This window comes from Gilliamella sp. CG16, from assembly GCF_046635785.1.
Classification (GTDB): Bacteria; Pseudomonadota; Gammaproteobacteria; order Enterobacterales; family Orbaceae; genus Gilliamella; species Gilliamella apicola_I.
The window spans coordinates 229,060-252,302 of the sequence record NZ_JBIDFL010000003.1 but is presented as its reverse complement, the minus strand read 5'-3'; the positions used below and the strand labels follow the sequence as shown (position 1 = coordinate 252,302).

Sequence of the window (23,243 nt, the reverse complement as noted above, 5' to 3'; positions counted from 1 at the left end):
ATTACGCCATTTGTTTAGCGGTTAATGCGGGATTATCGCTAATAAATGATTGTAAAAATGCGCTGTCAGGCAGTGCCGTTAAAGCTCCTTTTTGAGTTGTGGCTAAAGCGCCACAGGCACTGGCAATGGTCATCATACTTTCAAGCATGAGTTTATCTTCTGGCATTCCCGATGACGCTATGCTACTTAACAAACCTGCGACAAAAGCATCGCCAGCTCCGGTTGTGTCAACACTATTCACATGGTAGGAATCAAACGAAAATATTTTACCTTGCCATACGACAATACTGCCATCTCGACCTTTGGTCACCAATTTTAGTGGAGCATTATAGTGCTGCTGAAGTTTATTTAATGCTTCATGCCAATCTTGACTTTCTGTCAACCAAAACAGCTCTTCATCAGACAGTTTAAGAATATCTGCATCGTGACAAAACTGCGTAATAATGGTGCGCATTTCGTCTTTATCTTTCCACATTTGCTCCCGTAAATTAATGTCAAAACTAATTAACCCCTGTTTAGCGGTCAGATCTTCAATAGCGGTTTTAAGTGTTTGTCGACAAGTTTGTCCAACTAATGCCAAAGAACAAAAATGTAAAATGTCTTGATTAAAATGGGGTATTGCTTGTTTTGAAAGGAATTGATCGGCTGACGGTGAGACTAAAAAAGTAAAGCTGCGTTCGCCGTTTTTACCTAAATCGACAACGACAGTACTGGTTCGATGAAGATCGTCTTTTTCAAGGCTTTGGCAGTCAACATGATATTCTTTGAATGTTTTTTCCATAAAGTGACCAAACGGATCATTACCGACACGACCGATAAACGCCGAAGGAAGACCTAACTTAGCCACGCCAATAGCAACATTTGCAGGTGCACCCCCTGCACAAGCTTGATAATTCATTTCGCCAAATGGCAATAAATCAATAACCGCATCGCCAAGAGACCAGACTTTAGTATTATTCATTTCATTACTCGATATAATATTTGGTTAATAGGGTTTAAGGTGTGTGAATAGGTTGACGATATTTCTAATTGATATCGTCTTTTGCACACAGATTAAACCAAGTTTAATAATTAGTCATTCGCCATAGACTAAATCATTTCAAAAAAAATTCATTGTTAACGTTAAAAATGTGTGACTTCCATCACATATTTTATCGCTTAATTTATCTATAGTTAACGTTAACAATTAAATTAATATACCTTATAATCAGATAAATCTGATATCGGATGAACAAAGGGGATTGTATGTCTACTGCTATTGATAAAGCAAATCAAGCTGTTTTGCAATTAGAAACGACCATGAATAAACAGTATTATCCACATTTTCATTTAGCACCACAATCGGGATGGATGAACGATCCAAATGGTTTGATTTACTTTAAAGGGCAGTATCATGCCTTTTATCAACATCATCCTTATGATGAAAACTGGGGACCGATGCATTGGGGGCACGCTGTTAGTGATGATTTAGTGACATGGCGAAGATTACCCATAGCCATTGCACCCGATCAAGAGTTTGATAAAAGTGGCTGTTTTTCCGGTTCGGCAGTCGAAAAAGATGGCGAATTATATTTAATTTATACGGGGCATATTTGGTTAAATGGTCAAGGTAACGATGAGCAAATTCGGCAAACCCAATGCCTTGCTATTAGTAAAGACGGTATTCATTTTGAAAAACAGGGAACGATTTTAACGCCAGAAGATGGCATCATGCATTTTCGCGATCCCAAGGTTTGGCAACAAGATGGGATATGGTGGATGGTTGTCGGCCAGCGAGATCGCAACGATGTGGGCAAAGTTTTACTGTATCGCTCACAAGATCTTAAAAAATGGCAATTTGATCATGTTGTGATAAGTGATATCGATCCTGATGTTTATATGCTTGAATGCCCTGATTTTTTTCCGTTAGGTGACAAATGGATTTTAATGTTTTCTCCGCAAGGTATGAAAGCTAAAGGTTACCAATATCGTAATCGGTTTCAATCAGGTTATATTGTTGGTGATTGGCAACCAGGACAAAAATTTTCTGTTATTAAACCTTTTCAAGAAATGGATTTTGGTCATGATTTTTATGCCCCTCAATCGTTTCTTGCAGCAGATGGACGCCGAATTATTTTTGCTTGGATGGATATGTGGGAATCAGTCATGCCGAGCAAAAAAGATAAATGGATGGGGGCATTTACCTTACCCCGTGAATTGATCTTAGATGCAGACAATAATGTTCGCAACAGACCGATTAAAGAACTTGAAGTATTACGTGAAAAACCTCAATCATTAACCAATATATTGTTGAGTAGTGAATTGAAAAATACGTCGATTGAATCAATTAGTTGTGAACTTAATGTCGAAATTGATCTTACTGAAAGTAATGCAGAACGTTTTGGCTTGCAACTGGCAGCAACTGAAGATGGTAAACAAGCGACATTGTTATTTATTGATTTACAATCTAATCGCATTGTACTTGATAGAAGTCTTTCTGGTTTAGAGCTTAAAGGTTACCGTAGTGTACCATTACCAAAAACCGATAAGTTAAGCTTACATATTTATGTTGATGCATCATCCGTAGAAGTTTTTGTGAATAAGGATTTATATAGCTTGTCTAGTCGTATTTACCCTAAATTACCTGCGACAAGAAAGGTGAATTTATTTGCAGAAAATGGGCAGGCTAAAATCATTAAATTAGAAAGCTGGCAATTAAAATCAATCTATCAATCATGAGTCATTAACCCACCATCTCGTCTGGTGGGTTTGTCACTGTGTCTATAAAGATTGGCGTTGTAAAAATGCTGAAGCAACTTGTGTTACTGTTTTTTGGGTTTGACCTGTGATGATATGTAAAGCTGCTTGTTCGCCTATTTCATAATGGGGAAGCTGTACTGTCGTTAAAGGGGGATAAAAAAGCTCGCCAGTACCCACCATATTATCATAGCCTAAAATAGCAACATCGTTAGGAATATGGAAACCATTACTTAGTAAATATTGATAACCAACAAAAGCGATCCGATCATTACCACAAATTAATACATCAAATTCAGGTTTTCTAGCACAGTGTTGTTTTAATATTTCAACTGTCATCATATATTCTTGCGCAAGATTACCTTGAGATGTGGATGTATGATAACTAATTAGGTCATCTAAATTTTTACCTGCATCAAGCCAAGCTTGTTCTGCTGCCTGACGTCTAATGCTACCGGCTAAAGTATGTTCGGATAAATAGATACAAAGCGGTTTTTGATAACCTTTATTAATGACTTGCTGCATTGCTTGGTATTGACCAGAGTAGTCATCAGGAATATAACAAGCTAATTGTTCGGAATCACTAATACAGTTGGCGAGCACCACATTTTTACCAAGTAATCTTTCAGGAAGCTTAACTTTTCTTAGTCCCATGGTGGTGTAAATAATGCCATTAGGGCGATAAGACAATAGCGTGTTAATGGCATGATTCGCGTCTTTATCGTCAAATAAATTGACAATAAACGTATTCCAGCCATGTTGCTGGGCTGTTCGTTCAATAGCTTGTAGCAGTTCAACTGAAAATGGTGTCGTGGCGGTTTCTAATGCTAAGACACCGATAGCATGTGGACCAGAATGATCACCACGTATTTTTCGTGCAGATAAATCGGGAACATAATTGAGTTGTTCAATTGCTTTTTTTACCCGTTTATATGTTTCTTTATTTAATTTTTCAGGATTATTGATTGCACGCGAAACAGTCATCAATGAAACCGATGCTAACTTTGCGACATCCTTAAGTGAAGCCATAGTTAAATCCTTTTGCTCAGCATTAAAAGGTTAATAATTAGTAATTACTTAATGTGATGATACCACAAATAAAAATGATAAAAAGTGTGAGGAATGTAACATTTATGATATCTGATTCTATCTATTTAGTTTCATTTATGACAATAATGTTAACATTAACATGTTAACGTTAAACTTCCATAATATAAGAGTACTAAAATATGAAAACGATAGAAACGGTAGAAAATAAAAATTATTGGTTCTCATCAGGTTATCTTATAACCTTTTATGCAGCATGGTCTCTTTGGTGGTCTTTTTACGCCATATGGCTTAAAAGTACAATTGGATTATCGGGCGAGCAGTTAGGAATTGTTTACGCAGCCAACTCTGCCGCCGCTATGTTTTTTATGATCTTTTATGGCATTATTCAAGATAAATTACAAATCGGCAAAGCAGTTATTACGTTTCAAAGTATTATGATGTTGCTGATTGGTCCATTTATGATTTATGTCTATGAACCCTTATTAAAACACGATTTTATTCTTGGTGCTTGCATTGGTGCGCCGGTATTAAGCGCTGGGTTTATCTCTGGATGTGCTTTAGTTGATTCTTTTATTGAGCGAATAAGTCGATTATTTGGTTTTGAATTTGGTCCTGCTCGTTTTTGGGGATCATTTGGTTATGCCGCAGCAACCTTTGTTGCCGGTATTTTATTTGGTATAAACCCGCATATTAACTTTTGGATGGCATCGGCTGTTGCCGCAATCTTTTTTACCATTAATATCCTATTTAAACCTAAACATTATTCGGAGTCCTCATCGGGAAATGATAAAAATCTTGTTGTTGAAAAAACATCAACTATTCCAACGATGAGTGAAATAGTGTCCTTATTTGGCATGAAAAAGTTTTGGTTATTTGTTTTCTTTATTATTGGAACCAATAGTTTTTATACCATTTACGATCAGCAATTATTTCCTAATTTCTATACCACTTTTTTTACTCAACAAGAATGGGGTTACAAAGTATATGGTTATTTGAACTCTTTCCAAGTTTTTTTAGAAGCTATCTGTATGATTTTAGCTCCATACATTATTTATAAAATTGGCGCTAAAAGAGCGTTATTAGTGGCGGCGTTAGTGATGATTTGCCGAATTGCATTATCAGCAACATTAGATAATGTGTATTTAATTTCATTAGTGAAACTTTTTCATGCTATTGAAACCCCGTTATTTATTTTAGCCGTATTTAAATATGTTGTTGCGAATTTTGATGAAAGATTGTCTTCGACATTATATTTAGTTGGCTTTAATATCTCATCAAATATTGGGGTTATTGTGCTTTCATGGTTAGTCGGAAAACTATTTGATACTACCGGATATTCAACCACATTTTATGCCCTTGCCGGTATTGTTCTATTGATTTTGGTCATTGCTATATTTACCTTGTGTGATGAAAAAAAAGCTAAGCTAGAATCTTCATTATCATCGTAAAAATCGTCAAAAATATGGAAACAGATTGTTTCCATTTTGCTATTTAAATGATGATAATAAAATACAACACTTGCTTACTTGATAAGTTTGCGAAACAATGTTGATTATTGTGATTAATATTTATAGGTCGTCATTGTGAACATTACGAAAAAAGTGGTTGAAGCAGATATGTTGTGGCATACCATTCGGCAAGAAGCTTCTCAATTAGTTGAAAGCGAGCCAATGTTAGCGAGTTATTTCCATGCAACTTTACTCAATCATAAAAACTTGGGTAGTGCATTAAGTTATATTTTAGCGAATAAACTTGTTACCCAAGTAATGCCGGCAATTGAAATTCGTGAAATTGCAAGGCAAGCTTATGAGGCAGATACCACGATTATTCAATCAGCTGTGACAGATATCTTAGCGGTTTATGTCCGCGATCCAGCAACAAACTACTATTCAACCCCGTTACTTTATTACAAAGGCTTTTTATCGTTACAGGCTTATCGAATTGCCCATTGGCTTTGGAAACAAGATCGTAAGTCGCTGGCTATTTTTTTACAAAGTCAAATCGCCATTGTTTTTGGTGTTGATATTCATCCAGCAGCCCAAATTGGCTGTGGTGTAATGTTTGACCATGCAACCGGTATTGTAATTGGTGAAACGGTCGTTATTGAAAATGATGTATCGATTTTGCAATCTGTGACCTTGGGTGGTACAGGTAAAGAAAATGGTGATCGGCATCCTAAAATTCGTGAAGGGGTAATGATAGGGGCTCACTCTACGATATTAGGCAATATTGAAATCGGAAAAGGGGCAAAAATTGGTGCTGGTTCGGTCGTGTTAGAGCCTGTTCCTGAGCATACAACGGTTGCTGGTGTGCCAGCGAAAGTGGTTGGATGTCCTGACTGTGAAAAACCAGCCTTAAATATGAATCAGGATATTTTATATGAAAAAGAGGTTGTTTCAATTTCCGTCGACGTTGATCGACGGAAGTAAAAACACAACTCACTCATTAGTGGTTGGCGGTGACATTGACATCCATTGTTGGATAAGGAATATTAATATTATTCTCAGTTAATGCGTTTTTGATATTTTCGAGTAACTCTGCTTTTAAAGCGCCATAATTTTCGTTTAGTGTCCAAACTAAAACATTAAAATTCATTGATGATGCATCAAGTACATCTAAACGAATAATTGGTTTTTTAGTGGTTAATATATTGCTGGTTTGATTAACCGCTTGATTAAGTACCTGATAAACTTTCTGGATATCGGAGTTATAACCAACATTAATCACTAGATCTAAACGTCTTTCAGGTAAACGACTATAATTAATAATATTGGCACTTACCACTTGCCCATTCGGGATGACAACCACTTCATTAGTCGGTGTGACAATTGAGGTTGAGAAAATTTGAATTGAATCAATTACTCCTCTTTGATTGTTAATCACCACTGTCTCGCCGACTTTAAACGGACGGAAAATGATCAAAATTACTCCGGCAGCGAAATTCGATAATGAACCTTGTAATGCTAAACCGACCGCTAAACCGGCAGCACCAATGACAGCAACAATTGATGCAGTTTGTACACCTAATTGCCCTAATACGGCAACTAATGTCATTATGATAATGGCGTAATAAGATAAAGCACTAACAAATTTTACAACGGTAGGATCAACTTGGCGAATGGTTAATATGCGTTTTAGCTGACGGCTAATGAACTTGGCAATAATTCGACCAATGATAAAAATGATAATAGCAAAGCAGAAATGAAGAATATAACCAATTACTACGCCGTCATATTTATCAATAAGTGTGACTATCTGCTTTAAAATATTTTCAAAATCCATATATTATCCTCAATAAAGATTATAGAGCAGTTAGTTAAAGATTATTTTATATGTTTAAATTAATTGTTTCGCTAATAACGCCCAACGTGTATCAAAATTGGTGGTTGGTAAATATTTAAAGCCGGAACGAGAATAGCGAACCATCATCCCTTCACAAAAAGCTAATAATTGGCTGGATAAAATTCGTTCATCGGTGGTAAATGCAACGCCTTCACGAATTTTTCGTTCACGTAATACTTGCTTAATTTGAGTTTCAATTCGTTCAAACAGCTGACTAATACGTTCTTGAAGTTGCTCTTGTTCAAACATTAAGGCATGCCCAGTCATGATTCTGGTTAATCCGGGATTTTTTTCAGAAAAACCCAATATTAATGCGAGAATTAACTGTAAACGGACAAAGGTATTTAGCTCATCTTGCATAATGACATTAATGCGAGAAAGTAAAATATCTTCAATGTAGACAATTAAACTTTCAAACATTTTAGTTTTACTCGGAAAATGTCGATAAAGTGCAGCTTCTGATACACCAACACTTGCTGCTAACTTTGCTGTAGTAATGCGTTGGGTACCTTCATTAGATTCAAGCATGGTGGCTAAAGCTTGCAGTATATCTTCTTTCCTATTTTTATTTTTGCTGCTCACAATCATTTTTTACCCGAATGCCCAAATCCACCTTCGCCGCGCGCTGACGCTGTAAATTCATCAACAATATTAAATTCTGCTTGTATGACAGGAACAATAATTAACTGGGCAATGCGATCACCTGCTTCAATCACAAATGGAGTTTGACTACGGTTCCATACCGGTACAAATAACTGACCTTGGTAATCTGAATCGATGAGACCCACTAAATTACCAAGTACAATCCCATTTTTAGATCCTAATCCTGATCGAGGTAAAACTAATGCCGCTAAAGTCGGATCTGCAATATGCATGGATAAACCTGTTGGCGTTAAAATGGTTTCACCGGGTTTTATCTCGGTTGTTTTATCAAACATTGCTCGTAGATCAATGCCAGCCGATCCTTCGGTTGCATAGGTTGGAAGCGGAAAATCATTACCTAAACGTTTATCTAATATTTTAATATCAATTTTTCTTTTCATCATGACTCGCTTTATATCGTGTTATAACAACTTCAAGTAACTGTGTTGCTAATTGTTGTTTACTACTTAATGGTAATGTTTGTTCACCATTTTGCCAATAAAGTGTTAATGCATTTTGCTCAGAATTAAAGCCAATTTTTTTATCAGAAACATCATTAGCGCAAATCAAATCTAGGTTTTTAGCCGTTAATTTTTTTAAGGCATAATTTTTAACATTTTCAGTTTCAGCCGCAAAACCAACCACAAAAGGGCGTTGTTCTTTTAACGCTGCAATATGCGCAATAATGTCAGGATTTTTGACTAACTTAATCATTAATTCATTACTATTATCTGCCTTTTTAATTTTATTTTCGGCGATAGTTTCAGCTCGATAGTCGGCAACGGCGGCACACCCAATAAAAATAGAGGATTGTTTAGCAAATTTTAACGCTTCGTAATACATCTCATTTGCACTTTTTACATCAATTCGATTCACATTTTTAGGCGTATCTAAATTTACCGGACCACTTATTAGGGTTACCTTTGCACCCATTTCGGCGGCTACTTTAGCAATAGCAAATCCCATCTTTCCTGAACTATAGTTACTAATATATCGAACAGGATCTAACTCTTCAATCGTTGGGCCAGCCGTGATGGTTAGCGATATGCCTGATAATGCAGATGAAGTTGAAAAACAACGTTCAATTTGATCGACAATTGCTTGAGGTTCAACCATTCGTCCTGGGCCGTAATCACCGCAAGCTTGAAAACCATCGTCGGGACCTAAAATGAATGTATTTCGGTTACTTAGTACAGATAGATTATGTTGGGTTGCTGCTGCTTTATACATCTGTTGATTCATGGCTGGTGCTAACGCAATATTTGCTGATGTTGCTAAACAAACCGTTGATAACAGGTCATCGGCAATGCCATTGGCTATTTTAGCAATAATATTCGCTGTTGCAGGGGCGATTAATACTAAATCCGCCCATTTTGCCAGTTCAATATGGCTCATAGAGAGTTCAGCAGAAGGATCAAATAAATCAGTTGAAACAGGATTACCTGAAACGGCTTGTAACGTCATTGTTGTGACAAAATGGCTAGCCGAGTCAGTGACGATTACTCTTACGTCCGCTCCCGCTTTTTTTAAATGGCGAACAAGATCAGGGCATTTATAAGCAGCTATGCCTCCTGTAATTCCTAATAAAATATGTTTACCAGAAAGATTCATGATCAAGTTTCCTTCACCTTCAAATCAAAATCACTATATTACCACAATTCATTTAGATAATAAGTAACTCTTTCGCATTGGCTAACGTTGCATCAGTAATTTTATCTCCGCCTAAAAGTCGGGCTAATTCATTTAAACGTCCATTATTGTCTAATTTTTGCATATCAGTTGATGTCTGTTTGCTGTTAGTTTGCTTACTGACAAAGTAGTGTTGATTAGCTTGTCCCGCAACTTGTGGTAAGTGAGTAACGGTAATAACTTGGGTAGATTGTCCAAGCTGTCTTAATAATTGCCCAACTTTAGAAGCTGTAGGGCCGCTAATGCCTACATCGATTTCATCAAATATCAATGCCGGTGTATCCATTTTTTGAGCCGTCAAAACCTGTATTGCTAGCGCAATACGTGATAATTCACCGCCAGATGCCACTTTGGCAAGGGGCAAGGCATGCTGTCCGACATTGGTGGTAACTAAAAAAGTAACTTGATCGGCGCCGTCTTCATTTAAACGCGTTTCATCAAAGGTTATATCAATGCTAAATTGTCCATTAGGCATAGATAATTCATGCATAATAGCCGTGACTTTTTTAGCTAATGCTTTACTGCTCGTTAAGCGTTTTTGATGTAATTTTTGGGCAATTTCAAGTGCAAATTGATGATATTTGGTAATATCTGCCTTTAGTTGTTCACTTTGTTCATCTTGTTGATTAATCTGTTTGAATTCGGTAAGCAAATTCTGATGCAATTCAGGAAGTGCCTCTGGTGCAACATGGTGTTTACGGGCAAGCGCTATTTGCTTTGATAGCCGTTGTTCAAGTTGCATGACACGCGCTGGATCAAGCTCTAAACTTTCGCTGTAATGGCGCAGTTCATAACTGGCTTCTTTGATCTGGATAGCGGCTTCTTCCAGCATGTTAAACACGTTACTTAAATTTGGATCGAGTTCGGATAACTCCTGCACACTGTTTTTAACACTACCAAGTAGATTACTGACATTGTATTCATCAGCTTCATCTAAAAGCATCACCGATTGTTGGCTAAGCTGAATTAACTGTTCACTATTCGATAAACGTTTGTATTCTTCATCAATTTGTTGGTATTCCCCTTCAATAGGTGAAAATTCATTTAGCTCTTTAAGTTGATATTGTAATAACTGAACATGTGCTTCTCGTTCTTGTCGTGATGCTTGATACTGTTCATAAGTCTGGCGTGCTACTTTCCATTGCTTATAAGCTTGTTGCATTTGATTGAGCAGTGATGGCTCATTCATATAATGATTAAGTAATAACTGCTGATATTCACCTCGTAAAAGACGTTGGGGTTCATGTTGTCCATGAATTTGGATTAACATTTGCCCTAAATCTTTGAGTTGGGATATGGGCACAGCACGACCATTAATAAAGGCTTTTGAACGTCCATCTTGATTGATAACTCGTCGTAATATACATTCATTACCTTCGTCTAGCTGATTTTCGGTTAGCCAAGAAAAGGCGGCTGGTGTGTCATCAAGCACAAAGCAGGCTGAAATATCGACACGTTCAGCACCTAAACGGATAGATGAAGCATCGGAACGATTGCCTAAACAGAGCCCTAAAGCATCGATCGCGATCGATTTCCCTGCTCCGGTTTCACCGGTTATAGCAGTCATCCCGGTTGTAAAGTCAACTAACAGGTGATCGACGATAGCAAAATTATTGATAGTAAGTTGAGTTATCATAAAAAATTAATCAGTAAGGCTAGTGATAATATGAGCAGTATAGCAACAAAAACACTGTAAATAAATACAGTTTAATGGTGTTTTGTGAGAAAACTCGTGTTTATTGATGATTTGAATATCCACTGTTATTTGTTTTTTATAAAAGTTAAATAACGAAAATTCCGTGAATTTACGATGAAATATGAAAAAATTGAATATTTTTCTTTGTAAAATGAGTTTTAGATCAAGTTTTACCAATTATTATAATAGATTTTCTTGTGAATTAATCTTATTATACCCTCTTTCAACCTAAATTATTATGCAATATAATTTGGAAAATTTTAACAATAATTAAGGACATTTAACATGTTTGGAAATAAAACAAATCGTCAAATTATTATTTGGACAACTCTGATTGGTGGATTCATTAGTGCGTTAGTTAAATGGGGCTCAGAAGTCAACATGCCTCCACGTGTACCCGGTGAAGTTTCTCCTCCTGCAGCACATATTGATGCATGGCTTGGTTGGTTAGGTATTAATTCTCACTCGCTTGATTATGCTTATCAAACGGCTATCGTTTCAGGTGCAGTGACACTTTATCACTGGCTATTTAGTTTTGCATTTGCTTTTGTCTATGTGTTTATTGCCTACTTTTGGAATAAAATCCGATTATGGTATGGTGCATTCTACGGCATTATCATTACCGTTACCATGCATGGCTTTTTAATTCCACTACTTGGTTTCCGTCATCCTGCTTATGATCCGGAGGGTACAGTAGGTTGGTTATGGAATTTAAATGGTTATGAACTTTGGAGTGAATTTTTAGGACATATCTACTGGGGTGTGTCGATTGAAATTTGTATGATTGCCGTACTTGCTTATTTTTCAAGACCTATTCGTGGTGAATGGCGTAAATAGTCAATTTTACTAAAAAATTAACTAAAATCCTTCTGACAATATAACGTTAGAGGGATTTTTTTTGATGTTTAGATATAGAAAAAAACTATATCAATCAATAAAAAACTAGAATTATTCAATAACAGTTTTTTTTGTTATCTTTTTTGCTACTTAAGAAATGTGATGAAAGGAAAACAAAAAATGAATACTGCTGTAATTGGATATCCTCGTGTTGGTAAGCTTCGTGAACTTAAATTTGCTACCGAAGCTTATTTTAAAGGCAATAAAAGCCAGACTGAATTATTAAATGACGCTAAAGCATTACGTGCTGAGCATTTGCAACAACAAGCATCACATAACATTGCTTTTATCTCCTCAAATGATTTTTCGTTTTATGATGCAGTATTAGATACCGCTTGTTTGCTCAATGTTATTCCAAAACGTTACCAAGATTTAAGTTTACCGGAATTGGATCGTTATTTTGCAATGGCACGGGGTTATCAAGGTGAAAAAGGTGATGTTCGTGCATTGGCAATGAAAAAGTGGTTTAACACCAACTATCACTACTTAGTACCTGAAATTGAAGATTCAGTACAGATTAAATTAGCTGGCACAAAGCCTTTTGATGAATATCAAGAAGCGAAAGCACTTGGTATACAAACTAAACCGGTTGTTATTGGTGCGTTAACATTTTTCAAACTTGCACAGTATTTAGGAAATAAAAAACTGGTTGATTTTAAAGCTGATATTATTAAAGCTTATCAAGACATCATTCAAAAATTTACGACACTTGGCGCACAGTGGATTCAAATTGATGAACCAATTTTGGTGACTGATTTAAATAAAGATGATATTGCTTTATTTACTGAACTTTATCAGGCGATCTTATCGGTTAAAGGGACAACTAAAGTCGTGTTACAAACCTATTTTGGTGATGTTCGTGATTGCTACAAAGAATTGGTGGCGCTACCATTTGATGGTATTGGACTGGATTTTGTTGAAGGCAAGCAATCATTAGCATTACTTGAAAATCATGGATTCCCGTCTGATAAAGTGTTATTTGCTGGTGTGGTTAATGGTAAAAATATTTGGAAAAATAATTATCAAAAAACATTGGCATTAGTGACTAAAATTAAACAAAAAGCGGGTAAAGTGGTGATCAATACGTCATGTTCTTTACTCCATGTGCCTTACACATTGCAAAATGAAACAAAGTTAACGATTCAACAACGTGCTTATTTTGCTTTTGCCCAAGAAAAACTTCAAGAACTTGCTGAACTTGGGCTTTTAGTTAACGAGTCTCAACCTGAAAATCATGCAGCGTATAAAGCTAATCAAACGTTATTTACGCGTGAACGTGAAGGCGCCAATCAAGCAGTACGTCAGAAAGTCGCTGCATTAAAAGAATCCGATTTTACCCGTTTGCCAGCGTTTTCAGTCCGTGAAGCGACGCAGAAAAAAGCCTTCAATTTGCCACTTCTACCAACAACAACGATTGGTTCATTTCCACAAACTCCTGATGTTCGTTTAAATCGAGCAAAATTTAAAAAAGGTGAAATTTGTTTGAATGAATATACCGAGTTTAATAAGCAAAAAATTGCAGAATGCATTAAGCTCCAAGAAAAGATTGGTATTGATGTGTTAGTTCATGGTGAATTTGAACGTAATGATATGGTCGAGTATTTTGGCGAAAGCTTAAATGGTTTTGTCTTTACTGAAAAAGCATGGGTGCAATCATACGGTACTCGTTGTGTTAAACCACCTATTGTTTGGGGTGATATTTCACGCTCTAAACCCATTACTGTTGAGTATTCACAATACGCACAAAGCCTCACTGATAAACCTGTTAAAGGCATGTTAACTGGCCCAGTCACGATCCTTAACTGGTCGTTCCCTCGTGAAGATATTTCACAAAAAGAATCAGTCTTCCAAATTGGTTTAGCTATCAGTGATGAAGTGTTAGATCTTGAAGCGGCGGGTATTAAAGTTATCCAAATTGATGAGGCGGCGCTAAAAGAGAAATTACCACTACGTAAAGCGGATTGGAATAGTGAATATTTAGATTGGGCTATTCCAGCATTTAGATTAGTTCACAGCAAAGTACAAGCTGATACACAAATTCATACGCATATGTGTTACAGCGAATTTGCTGACATCATCAAAGATATTGATGCAATGGATGCTGATGTGATTTCGTTTGAAGCTTCTCGTTCAAATCTGCAATTGATTGACGTACTTAAAGCTAATCATTTTAAAACAGAAGTTGGGCCAGGTGTTTATGATATCCATTCACCTCGTGTCCCACCGGTTGCCGAAATTAAAGCCACGATTGAGAAGTTACTGGCTAAAATTGAAAAGCAAAAATTATGGATTAATCCAGATTGTGGTTTAAAAACGCGTGGCGAAAAAGAAGTTGTTGAAAGCTTAGAACATTTAGTTCAAGCAACATTAGAAGTTCGAAAAACACTCAATTGATAAGCTTTTTTGACGCTAAATAACGTTGTTAAGCCTTATTATTCCGCCGCCGATTTTGAGCGGCGGAAATGTCAGTAAGGACAATCGTTGGCACACGAATGGATGAAACAAATGAAAACAAATTTACTTTTTAATAAAAAAACGGTGTTCTCTTTTGAAGTGTTTCCACCTAAAAAAACGTCGCCTTTAGAGACTATCTATAGCACATTACGTGAACTTGGCTATTTTAAGCCTGATTTTATCAGCGTAACTTATGGGGCTGGTGGCAGTTTGAATGGTCAAACCACTATTGATATTGCCCACTCGGTCAAACACACTTATGGCATTGAGAGTGTTGCCCATTTACCTGGTATTAATTTTGATAAAGCAGAAATGCAAAAAATTCTTCATGATCTTAAATGTGCTGGTATTGATAATGTGCTTGCCTTACGAGGCGATATTAATCCTAATATTGCGCCTAAAGATGATTTTCGTTATGCCAGTGAATTGGTCTCATATATTAAAGAAAATGGGGATTTTAATGTAATAGGTGCTTGTTATCCGGAAGGGCATCTTGAAACCTCAACCCTAAAACAAGATTTGATACATTTAAAAGAAAAGGTCAATGCCGGAACGGATCAACTTATATCACAGCTCTTTTTTGATAATGACTATTTTTATACTTTTTTAGATAAAGCACATGATATGGGAATTAACGTACCGATAGAAGCAGGTATTATGCCGGTGACGAATAAAAACCAAATTGAGCGCATGGTATCGATGTGTGGGGTTAATCTTCCGAAGAAGTTTAAACAGATGATGGAAAAATATGAACATCATCCTGATGCATTCCGTGATGCAGGGATTGCTTATGCTATTGATCAGATTGTTGATCTTGTTTCACAAGATGTTGATGGTATCCATTTGTATACGATGAATAATAGCTATATTGCCAGAAGAATCAGTGAGGCAGTATCAACGTTACTTGCAGTACCTAAATCGGCATAATGTGTAACTAATAGAAAAAGCTGAAATCTTGAAGAGTTGGTTGCGGGGGCTGGATTTGAACCAACGACCTTCGGGTTATGAGCCCGACGAGCTACCAAGCTGCTCCACCCCGCGTCAAAGAGGTGAGCAATATTATAGTAATAAAATAATAAAGCAATACCTTTTTGGCGTAACTGCCCCATTTTTGAACACATTATCTATAAATAGACACTTTCTTTACTAAAATGTACGCCTTTTCTTAAATTTTTTAGATAAAAATCACTTTGTTTTTTGATTAAAAGCTAGGCTGCTATTTATTTCATATTAGAGTAATTGTTATTTATTCAAGAAAGAAAGGAAAAAAATGTCTAATCAATATCATGGTTCATGTTTATGTGGAAAGATTAAATTAACGCTACCATTTAAAAATATCCTTAATACTATATTTTAATAGTATTAAGGTTCTTGTTCTCAGCACATCTGTTAGCCACTATTTATTTTACAGGCTTACTTTTTACCCAATATTTATGCGTAAAGTGTTTGCAATGAAACAACATATTGTGCTGGATCGCAGTCTAATGCAACCGTTGTGGCGTAAGCGGAGTTCATCGTTGTATCATAGTGAACTTTGTACTGTATTGCACTACGACGCAGAATTTTCGATGCTTCAATGGCTGCTCGCCCTGATGTAGTATTAAGAATATAGCTATATTCGCCATTTTTAATATGGTCATGAATATTCGGGCGTCCTTCGTTTTCTTTTTTGACTATTTGGCATGGTATGCCAGCTTGTTGTAATGCCTTAGCGGTGCCAAAAGTCGCATCAATACTAAACCCATGCGCAATGAGTCGTTTAGCGATCGCTAACAAGCGAGTTTTGTCCTGATCACGAACTGATAAAAGCGCTTTCCCCGATTTTTTCATATTCGATAAGCTACCCAGCTGTGCTTTAGCAAAAGCTTCGGCAAAGGTTTTACCGATTCCCATTACTTCACCAGTGGATCGCATTTCTGGCCCTAAAATTGGGTCAACACCACTGAATTTATTAAATGGTAAAACCACTTCTTTTACTGAGTAATAAGGTGGAATAAGCTCACTGATCATGTTTTGTTGCGCAAGTGATTGTCCTGTCATTACTCTAGCTGCGATTTTTGCTAAAGGCAAACCGGTAGCTTTCGATACAAATGGTACTGTTCGGGCTGCACGAGGATTGATTTCGATCAGATAAATATCATTATTTTTAATCGCAAATTGACCGTTCATCAAACCTTTAACATTAAGTTCTAACGCTAATTGTTTAGCTTGCTTGCGCAATTTGTCTAAAATTTCTGGACTTAATGTATAAGTGGGTAATGAACAAGCGGAATCGCCTGAGTGAATACCCGCTTGCTCAATGTGCTCCATTATGCCGCCGATCATAATTTGTTCGCCGTCGGCAATCACATCAATATCAACTTCAATTGCGTCATCTAGAAAGTGATCAAGCAATACAGGCGCATTGTTAGATTCGCTGATAGCGGTTTTAAAATATCGCCTTAAATCGGATTCATTATAAACAATCTCCATTGCCCGACCACCAAGCACGTAAGAAGGCCTGACCACTAATGGATAGCCAATCTGTTCGGCTTTAATGACGGCTTCTTCAATATCAGTCACGGTAGCATTAACCGGTTGTTTCAACCTTAGTTTTTCGACAATGGCTTGAAAGCGTTGACGATCTTCAGCCTGATCGATTGCATCAGGTGAAGTACCAATTATTGGTAATCCTGCTGCTTCCAGTGCTCGAGCCAATTTAAGCGGTGTTTGTCCACCGTATTGGACGATTACACCGTTTGGCTTTTCAACGTAGGCAATTTCTAGCACATCTTCCAATGTAACAGGCTCGAAATAGAGTCGATCTGAAATATCATAATCAGTTGATACCGTTTCAGGATTACAGTTAACCATAATGGTTTCATAACCATCTTCACGTAATGCTAGTGCTGCATGCACGCAACAGTAATCAAACTCAATACCTTGCCCAATCCGATTCGGTCCACCGCCTAATATCATAATCTTAGGGCGAATGAATTGTGGTTTGGCTTCGCACTCTTGTTCATAGGTTGAGTAAAGATAAGCCGTATCGGTTGAGAATTCTGCTGCACAAGTATCAACCCGTTTATAAACCGGATGAATATGGTATTGGTTTCGTCGATCACGAACGTCTTGCTCTTTAACATTCAGCAGTTTAGCGATTCGTAAATCTGAAAAACCTTTACGCTTAAGTTGCCATAATGATTCTGAATTAAGGCTAGCTAATGATTGCGATTTTAGTTGGTTTTCAAGGCTGATAAGTTCTTCAATCTGCACTAAAAACCAGCGATCAATATTGGTTAATGTGAAAACGTCGTCTAAACTGAAACCGGCTCGAAAAGCATCCGCAATATACCAAATTCGTTCAGCCCCAGCTTCTTGTAGTTCATAACGTATTTTGTTGAGGTTTTTTTCATCATCATAATTGTCAATTTTCGGATCAAAACCACACGCACCGACTTCAAGTCCTCGCAGTGCTTTTTGTAATGATTCTTGAAAAGTGCGCCCAATCGCCATGACTTCACCTACTGATTTCATTTGTGTGGTTAAGCGATCATTACAACCGGCAAATTTTTCAAAGTTAAAACGTGGAATCTTAGTGACGACATAGTCGATCGAAGGCTCAAATGATGCCGGTGTTCTACCGCCTGTAATATCATTGGCGAGTTCATCAAGAGTATAACCGACTGCCAGTTTGGCGGCGATTTTAGCGATAGGAAAACCAGTTGCTTTTGACGCTAATGCGGATGAGCGTGATACCCGTGGATTCATTTCAATGACAATCAAGCGTCCTGTTTTGGGATCGACCGAAAATTGAACATTTGATCCACCTGTTTCTACCCCAATTTCACGAAGTACTGCTATCGAGGCATTACGCATGATTTGATATTCTTTATCTGTCAAGGTTTGAGCTGGGGCAACAGTAATGGAATCGCCGGTATGAATGCCCATAGGGTCAACATTTTCAATTGAACAGACAATTATGCAGTTATCATTTTTATCTCGCACAACTTCCATTTCGTACTCTTTCCAACCGATCAATGACTCATCAATCAGTAGTTCTTTCGTTGGTGATAAATCTAATCCTCGAGTACAAATTTCATCAAATTCTTGAGTATTATAAGCAATTCCACCACCGGTACCGCCCATCGTAAATGAAGGGCGAATAATGCAAGGAAAGCCCACTTGTTCGAGTATAGCGTAAGCTTCTGTCAGTGAATGGGCAATACCCGAACGAGCCGTATCAAGACCAATTTTTTTCATGGCTTGATCAAAACGTTTGCGATCTTCGGCTTTATCAATGGCGTCAGCAGTGGCACCGATCATCTCAACATTAAATTGTTTTAAAATACCGCGTTTTTCAAGTTCCAGAGCGCAGTTAAGGGCAGTTTGTCCTCCCATTGTGGGTAAAATCGCATCGGGTCTTTCTTGTTCGATAATTTTGCTCACCGTTGTCCAATGAATAGGTTCAACGTAGGTTGCATCTGCCAGTTCAGGATCGGTCATAATGGTGGCAGGATTAGAATTCACTAAAATAACCTGATAGCCTTCTTCACGTAGTGCTTTGCAGGCTTGTGCGCCTGAATAATCAAATTCACATGCTTGACCAATAACAATCGGGCCTGCGCCAATAATTAAAATAGTGTTGATGTCTGTTCGCTTAGCCATATTATTGCTCCTGCTGGTAAAATTTAATTAACTCTATAAAGTGATCAAAAAGCGGGGCGGCATCATGTGGCCCAGGACTGGCTTCGGGATGTCCTTGAAAACTAAAAGCGGGTTTTTGATTATGATGAATACCTTGTAATGAGCCGTCGAATAGGGATTGATGCGTAACACGTAAGTGAGCCGGTAAACTGTGTTCATCAACGGCAAAACCATGATTTTGCGAGGTAATCATGACACGATCATGCTCAAGATCTTTAACCGGATGATTTCCACCATGGTGACCAAATTTCATTTTTATGGTTTTCGCACCACATGCCAGCGCTAACAGCTGATGTCCAAGACAGATGCCAAATATCGGAATATTGGTGGTTAAAAACTGTTTAATGGCATCTATGGCATACGTACACGGTGCTGGATCGCCAGGCCCATTAGATAAAAAGATACCATCAGGATGTAATGCTAAAACTTGTTCGGCGCTCGTTTTAGCCGGCACAATGGTTAATTTGCAACCCCGTTCAACTAACATTCGTAAAATAGTTTGTTTAACACCAAAATCATAGGCAACAACATGATAGGGTAAAGCACTTTCAGGTTTTGGTGTTGGATGTTCATTTTGTCTTGTCCAAATGCCTTGCGTCCAACAATAACTTTTAGCACACGTTACTTCTTTAGCTAAATCAAGTCCGGTTAATCCTTTAAAATTGAGTGCTATTTGTTTGGTTGCTTCTGCATTTTCGAGTAAAGTTTGTTTATCTTTGCCCGTTACAATAACGCCATGTTGTGCGCCTTTTTCACGTAAAATACGGGTTAAACGGCGAGTATCAATATCGGCAATAGCAACAACATTGTGTTGTTTTAGATAATTGGAGAGATCTTTTTCACAGCGATAATTACTGGCTAATAGTGGCAAATCACGAATAATAAGTCCTTTTGCGTAAACTTGATTTGATTCAGCATCTGCATCATTAGTGCCCACATTACCAATATGTGGATAAGTTAAAGTAACTAATTGTTCACAGTAAGAGGGATCGGTCAATATTTCTTGATAGCCAGTCATTGAGGTATTAAAAACAACTTCGCCAACAGTTTGACCTTCAGCGCCGATAGATGTACCGATAAATTGTGAACCGTCTTGTAATATAAGGAGGGCATAAGTTTGCATGATTAAAAAGACCTTTAAGAATAAAAAATCATTATATATGAATAAAAATTCATTGCTATTAATCTTGAGAAGATAATATTTAGCCATTTTATTACACTTTTTTATACAAAAAAAGCAATATTATTAAAATTAATTGAATAATAATGTCTCATTTTTGAGACTTGTAACGAATCACATAAATTATCAAAGATATTATTAGGTTTAGCTTGAAAGTGAATAATTATTCAAATAGAATGGCGTGAATAATAATCTCGATTAGGAGCTCGTCATGCACGGTTTTTATCAGCGCCACTTTTTACGTTTACTCAATTTCACCCCAAGCGAAATTAATCAATTAATCGATCTTTCTATTCAATTAAAGCACGCTAAGCAACAAGGCACTGAAAAAAAACATCTGGTGGGTAAAAATATTGCCTTAATTTTCGAAAAAGACTCAACCCGTACGCGCTGTGCTTTTGAAGTGGGCGCATTTGATCTGGGTGCCCAAGTGACCTATTTAGGTCCAAGTGGGAGCCAAATAGGCCATAAAGAATCTATTGCAGATACTGCCCGTGTATTAGGACGGATGTATGACGGTATTGAGTATCGAGGTTATGGACAAGATATTGTCGAAACTTTAGCGAAGTATGCCGGTGTCCCTGTGTGGAATGGATTAACCACCGAAGCACACCCTACACAGATTTTAGCTGACTTTATGACCATGAAAGAACATATCGGCAATCGGCCATTAAGCAGTGTCAAATTCGCCTATCTAGGTGATGCGCGTAATAATATGGGGAATTCGTTGATGGAAGGCGCAGCTTTAATGGGTATGGAGATTCGTTTAGTGGCGCCTAAAGCGTGCCAACCCGAATCGGAACTGGTCAAAAAGTGCCAAGATATAGCAAAAACGACAGGCGCTAAAATCCTTTTAACAGAAGATGTTGCTGATGGTGTTAACGGCGTTGATTTTCTCTATACCGATGTGTGGGTTTCCATGGGAGAACCTAAAGACGTTTGGGATGAACGGGTCAAACTGTTAGCGCCTTATCAAATTAATCAAAATGTGATTAATCTTACTCATAATTCCGATGTGAAATTTATGCACTGTTTGCCCGCTTTTCACGATATGAATACCACCGTCGGCAAGCAAATGGCAGCGCAATATGGTTTAACAGATGGTTTAGAAGTGACTAACGATGTATTTGAATCTCGACACAGTATTGTTTTTGATGAAGCAGAAAATCGTTTACATACCATTAAAGCCATAATGGTTGCAACGTTAACCAAAGACGAATAATATAATACTCATCAATAAAAATGCTAATTAACTATCAGCATTTTGCTATGTTTGCCGACGTTAAGTCGGCATCATTTTATCAAATTTAAAAGCAAACATGACAAAACAAGCACGTAATAAAGATTTTAAAAAACACTTAAAACTTACTAATCCGATCCATTTTTTAGCGGTGGGATTAGGAAGTGGCTTATCCCCAATTATGCCTGGCACAATGGGGTCATTAATGGCGATTCCGCTGTGGTTGTTATTTAACGAGTTACAACCGATTTTATATTGGATCTTTATTTTTGTGACATTTATGTTTGGCTGTTTTCTTTGTCAAAAGACATCAGATGATACACATACACATGACTCAGGGCATATCGTTTGGGATGAATTTGTTGGTATGTGGATAACGCTATTTTTTATCCCACAATATTCACTACTATGGATTGCGATTGCTTTTGTTGCTTTTCGAGTATTTGATATGGCAAAACCTTGGCCTATTCGTTGGTTTGATAAGCGTGTGCCCGGTGGTTTTGGTATTATGGTGGATGATGTGATTGCAGCGATTTTTTCATCCCTGACTGTTTATGTGTTGGCTTATGTGATTCCCTGCTGATTTAAAATAACAGCATTTTTACCTTCTTGGTATGCTCGCAGGTTAAAATGATTACCTGCGAGCCATAATCGATAATGATTTTCTGTCTAAAAGTGGTTAGCTAAATGATTTAATACATTTTTTGTGACCAACCCAATTTACTGGAAAGGTTATTAAAATAATCATAATCTTTAGAATGAATTAAATTAAATTCATATCCAGAACGTCGAATAATAACATCATAGCTTGGTTTGACCGGTAAAATAATTTGGCTATCGCAAGCAATATTCAAATCTAATGCAGTGGTTGGAAACTTAAGATGGATAGGGTTATCACTTTTGATGACTAATGGTCTTACCGCCAATGAGTGTGGAAACATTGGTGTAATAATGAGTGCATCTAAGTGAGGCGCTAAAATTGGTCCACCAGCAGACAAGGAGTAGGCGGTAGAGCCGGTTGGGGTTGCAATAATTAAACCATCCGCACGCTGTGAGAATGCATTGCGTTCATTGATATACACATCGTAATCAATCATATGCGCAACCGTGTTGGGCGTAACGACAATTTCATTAACGGCAAAACCGGAATTGATGAGATTGCCATTATCATAAATTGAAACTTCAAGTAAAAAGCGAGGGTCATCGTCATATTCTCCGGCAATAACTGGACTTAACTGTTCCACGACTTGCTCATGCGAAATGTCGGTTAAAAAGCCCAAATTACCCCGATTCACGCCGATTACTCTAATTTTATAGTGTGATAAATAGCGAGCCGAACGCAACATATTGCCATCGCCACCAACAACAATGGCCAGATTAGCTTGTTCTCCAATCGTATCCAAATTGGCATAGACATTGGCTGGAAATTTAATAAATTCCGCTAATCGGTCTTCAACTAAAACACGAATACCTAATTTGATTAACCAATCATAAAGCACTCTGTGGGTTTCGATAGCGTCTAATTTGCGTGGAATGCCAACTAAACCAATACATTTAAATGGTGCACCCATAAAATATCCTTGTCATTTTTTTATTTAAGTATCATTGATTTTTTTAATTAAAAATAAAAA

General features: G+C 37.2%; 18 protein-coding genes and 1 tRNA gene. 8 read left to right on the top strand and 11 right to left on the bottom strand.

Annotation, left to right across the window (positions count from 1 at the left end; genetic code table 11):
- Position 1 precedes the first annotated feature (1 nt).
- Positions 2–961 carry an aminoimidazole riboside kinase gene (locus ACGH47_RS05335; RefSeq protein WP_411622898.1) on the bottom strand — a complete coding sequence of 320 codons (960 nt, stop codon included), beginning with the start codon at positions 959–961 and terminating at the stop codon, positions 2–4.
- A gap of 284 nt (positions 962–1,245) precedes the next feature.
- On the opposite strand from ACGH47_RS05335, the gene ACGH47_RS05330 reads away from it, so the two are divergent.
- Positions 1,246–2,718, top strand: a complete 1,473-nt coding sequence (locus ACGH47_RS05330) for a glycoside hydrolase family 32 protein (RefSeq protein ID WP_411622897.1) — start codon at positions 1,246–1,248, stop codon at positions 2,716–2,718.
- A gap of 42 nt (positions 2,719–2,760) precedes the next feature.
- Here the strand turns inward: ACGH47_RS05330 and ACGH47_RS05325 are convergent, their stop codons facing one another.
- Positions 2,761–3,765 carry a LacI family DNA-binding transcriptional regulator gene (locus ACGH47_RS05325; protein ID WP_411622896.1) on the bottom strand — a complete coding sequence of 335 codons (1,005 nt, stop codon included), beginning with the start codon at positions 3,763–3,765 and terminating at the stop codon, positions 2,761–2,763.
- A 200-nt stretch (positions 3,766–3,965) separates the two neighbouring features.
- On the opposite strand from ACGH47_RS05325, the gene ACGH47_RS05320 reads away from it, so the two are divergent.
- A complete protein-coding gene (locus tag ACGH47_RS05320; RefSeq protein WP_411589529.1) occupies positions 3,966–5,234 on the top strand; it encodes an oligosaccharide MFS transporter in 1,269 nt (422 codons plus the stop codon).
- 168 nt (positions 5,235–5,402) lie between these two features.
- Positions 5,403–6,215 carry a serine O-acetyltransferase gene (cysE, locus tag ACGH47_RS05315; RefSeq protein WP_363317352.1) on the top strand — a complete coding sequence of 271 codons (813 nt, stop codon included), beginning with the start codon at positions 5,403–5,405 and terminating at the stop codon, positions 6,213–6,215.
- Between the two features lie 16 nt (positions 6,216–6,231).
- Here cysE and ACGH47_RS05310 read toward each other — a convergent pair whose 3' ends face one another.
- Genes ACGH47_RS05310 through recN form a run of 5 tightly spaced genes read right to left on the bottom strand, consistent with a single transcriptional unit; the run spans position 6,232 to position 11,095 of the window.
- Positions 6,232–7,068, bottom strand: a complete 837-nt coding sequence (locus tag ACGH47_RS05310) for a mechanosensitive ion channel domain-containing protein (RefSeq protein WP_267379516.1) — start codon at positions 7,066–7,068, stop codon at positions 6,232–6,234.
- A 54-nt stretch (positions 7,069–7,122) separates the two neighbouring features.
- The gene (gene slmA / locus ACGH47_RS05305) at positions 7,123–7,716 is read right to left on the bottom strand and encodes a nucleoid occlusion factor SlmA (protein WP_065558483.1); all 594 of its coding nucleotides are present in this window, start codon (positions 7,714–7,716) and stop codon (positions 7,123–7,125) included.
- Positions 7,713–8,171 carry a dUTP diphosphatase gene (gene dut, locus ACGH47_RS05300; protein WP_065558484.1) on the bottom strand — a complete coding sequence of 153 codons (459 nt, stop codon included), beginning with the start codon at positions 8,169–8,171 and terminating at the stop codon, positions 7,713–7,715. Before dut ends, slmA begins: the two co-directional genes overlap by 4 nt.
- Entirely contained in the window at positions 8,155–9,381 is a 1,227-nt protein-coding gene (gene coaBC / locus ACGH47_RS05295) for a bifunctional phosphopantothenoylcysteine decarboxylase/phosphopantothenate--cysteine ligase CoaBC (RefSeq protein ID WP_267379520.1), read from the bottom strand. Before coaBC ends, dut begins: the two co-directional genes overlap by 17 nt.
- A 52-nt stretch (positions 9,382–9,433) precedes the next feature.
- Positions 9,434–11,095, bottom strand: a complete 1,662-nt coding sequence (gene recN / locus ACGH47_RS05290) for a DNA repair protein RecN (RefSeq protein WP_267379523.1) — start codon at positions 11,093–11,095, stop codon at positions 9,434–9,436.
- 345 nt (positions 11,096–11,440) lie between these two features.
- Here recN and ACGH47_RS05285 point away from each other — a divergent pair, with 345 nt between their 5' ends.
- The 3 genes from ACGH47_RS05285 (at position 11,441) to metF (ending at position 15,433) form a co-directional block, all read left to right on the top strand.
- A complete protein-coding gene (locus ACGH47_RS05285; protein ID WP_065558486.1) occupies positions 11,441–11,992 on the top strand; it encodes a YagU family protein in 552 nt (183 codons plus the stop codon).
- 180 nt (positions 11,993–12,172) lie between these two features.
- Positions 12,173–14,446 carry a 5-methyltetrahydropteroyltriglutamate--homocysteine S-methyltransferase gene (gene metE, locus ACGH47_RS05280; RefSeq protein ID WP_267379526.1) on the top strand — a complete coding sequence of 758 codons (2,274 nt, stop codon included), beginning with the start codon at positions 12,173–12,175 and terminating at the stop codon, positions 14,444–14,446.
- Between the two features lie 111 nt (positions 14,447–14,557).
- Positions 14,558–15,433 carry a methylenetetrahydrofolate reductase [NAD(P)H] gene (gene metF / locus ACGH47_RS05275; RefSeq protein WP_267350199.1) on the top strand — a complete coding sequence of 292 codons (876 nt, stop codon included), beginning with the start codon at positions 14,558–14,560 and terminating at the stop codon, positions 15,431–15,433.
- A 37-nt stretch (positions 15,434–15,470) separates the two neighbouring features.
- Here the strand turns inward: metF and ACGH47_RS05270 are convergent.
- The 3 genes from ACGH47_RS05270 to carA all read right to left on the bottom strand — a co-directional run bounded on the left by ACGH47_RS05270 (position 15,471) and on the right by carA (position 20,315).
- Positions 15,471–15,547, bottom strand: a tRNA-Met gene (locus tag ACGH47_RS05270).
- A gap of 390 nt (positions 15,548–15,937) precedes the next feature.
- Positions 15,938–19,153: a carbamoyl-phosphate synthase large subunit gene (gene carB, locus ACGH47_RS05265; RefSeq protein WP_411622895.1), complete on the bottom strand. Its 3,216-nt coding sequence runs from the start codon at positions 19,151–19,153 to the stop codon at positions 15,938–15,940.
- Position 19,154: 1 nt separating this feature from the next.
- On the bottom strand, positions 19,155–20,315 hold the full coding sequence (gene carA / locus ACGH47_RS05260) for a glutamine-hydrolyzing carbamoyl-phosphate synthase small subunit (protein WP_411622894.1): 1,161 nt from the start codon (positions 20,313–20,315) through the stop codon (positions 19,155–19,157).
- A gap of 268 nt (positions 20,316–20,583) precedes the next feature.
- On the opposite strand from carA, the gene argF reads away from it, so the two are divergent.
- Both argF and ACGH47_RS05250 read left to right on the top strand, forming a co-directional pair.
- Complete coding sequence (argF, locus tag ACGH47_RS05255) at positions 20,584–21,594, top strand: ornithine carbamoyltransferase (RefSeq protein WP_411622893.1); 1,011 nt, start codon at positions 20,584–20,586, stop codon at positions 21,592–21,594.
- Positions 21,595–21,691: 97 nt separating this feature from the next.
- On the top strand, positions 21,692–22,195 hold the full coding sequence (locus ACGH47_RS05250; protein ID WP_220216257.1) for a phosphatidylglycerophosphatase A: 504 nt from the start codon (positions 21,692–21,694) through the stop codon (positions 22,193–22,195).
- A gap of 109 nt (positions 22,196–22,304) precedes the next feature.
- On the opposite strand, the gene nadK is transcribed toward ACGH47_RS05250, so the two are convergent.
- A complete protein-coding gene (gene nadK / locus ACGH47_RS05245; RefSeq protein ID WP_411622892.1) occupies positions 22,305–23,183 on the bottom strand; it encodes an NAD(+) kinase in 879 nt (292 codons plus the stop codon).
- Between the last annotated feature and the right edge of the window lie 60 nt (positions 23,184–23,243).